Annotated in this window: 2 protein-coding genes; both read left to right on the forward strand. The window is 69.1% G+C overall.

Annotated features, from left to right (window positions below):
• Window positions 1–711, forward strand: a 711-nt coding sequence (locus ACESMO_RS04350; RefSeq protein WP_372706961.1) for a serine aminopeptidase domain-containing protein, incomplete at its 5' end; no start/stop codon positions are given.
• Window positions 712–798: 87 nt separating this feature from the next.
• A partial coding sequence (locus tag ACESMO_RS04355; protein ID WP_372706962.1) for a Glu/Leu/Phe/Val dehydrogenase occupies window positions 799–1595 on the forward strand: 797 nt, incomplete at its 3' end.

Genomic DNA, 1595 nt, shown 5'->3' on the forward strand with positions numbered 1-1595 from the left:
GGCGGCGCACCGGGCAAGGGCGTCTGGGCCGGGGAGGCGCAGCTGGTTCAGGACCTGCGCGTGGCAGTCGACCTGGCCCGCGCGGCACACCCCCAGGCCATCATCGTCGTGGCGGGCGAAAGCATGGGCGGCGCGGTCGCCGTTGCCGCCTTCGGATCAGAGCGTCCGCCCGCAGCCGACCGGGTCGTGCTGCTGGCCCCGGCGGTGTGGGGCTGGTCCAGCCAGGATCCGCTCAATCGCCTCTCCCTGCGACTGACCGCCCGACTGATCGGCGACCGCAGCGTCCAGCCGCCGGAATGGATCGCCCGCGACCGGTGGGCCACCGACAACAGGGTTGAACTGTACCGGACCGGCCGCGACCCCGCGAGCGTTCTGACCACCCGGTTCGACACCCTGTATGGGCTGGTCGATCTGATGGAGAGCGCCTCGGTCCGACTGGAGCGCGTTCGCGCGCCGACCTTGTTGCTGTATGGCGCGCGGGACAGTCTGGTGCCGAAGCGGGCCATGCGTCTGGCGCTGGAGCGGGCCGGCGATCGCCCCGACCTTCGCACTGGCTACTATCCCGACGGTTGGCATCTGCTGAACCGCGACTTCCAGGCCGAGCGGGTCTTCCGCGACGTCGAGGCCTGGCTGCGCGATCCCCAGGCCCCGCTGCCGTCCGGGGCCGGACCGGTCCTCCCTGCGTTGCGTTCGGCGACTGACGCACGCTGACGTGAAACCGCCAAGCTTGCGATGTTAAGCCCCGGCGGGTATCTGCGCGCAAACAAAAAAACACCCCGGGAAACGTCGCTTATGAGCATGACGCTGTTCGATTCTCCGTCCTTCGCGAACCACGAAGGCGTCCACGCGGTCTTTGATGAAAAGACCGGCCTGCGCGCCATTATCGCTGTTCACTCGACCGCGCGGGGTCCAGCCTGCGGCGGCACCCGGATGTGGAACTATGCGTCCAGCGCCGAGGCCCTGGAGGATGTGCTGCGTCTGTCGCGCGGCATGAGCTACAAGAACGCCGTCGCGGACCTTGAGATGGGCGGCGGCAAGTCGGTCATAATCGGTGATTCCCGCACCCAGAAGACCCCCGAACTGTTCCGCGCCTTCGGCCGCGCCGTCGATACGCTGGGCGGCCTCTATTACGCGGCGGAAGACGTCGGCGTCTCAGTCGCCGACATCGCCGAAGCCCGCAAGGTCACCCCCTATGTGCTGGGGCTGAACGACGGTCCGGAGGCCTCGGGCGACCCCAGCCCCGTCACCGCCGAGGGCGTGTTCCGCTCGACGCTGCTGGCTGCGAAGCGGCTGTGGAAGCAGGACGATCTGACCGGCCTGACCGTCTCGGTCCAGGGCGTCGGCCACGTCGGCGGCTATCTGGCCGACAAGCTCTACGCCGCGGGCGCCAAGCTGATCATGACGGACGTCAACACCGCCCTGCTGGCCGAGGTGGCGGCCCGCACCCACGCCGAGATCGTCGCCCCCGACGCCATCTATGACGTCAAGGCGGACATCTATGCGCCCTGCGCCCTGGGCGCGACGCTGAACCGGCAGACGCTCGACCGGCTGACGGTCAAGGCCGTCGTCGGCGCCGCCAACAACCAGCTGGCCAC

This window comes from Brevundimonas sp., from assembly GCF_041688735.1.
GTDB lineage: Bacteria > Pseudomonadota > Alphaproteobacteria > Caulobacterales > Caulobacteraceae > Brevundimonas.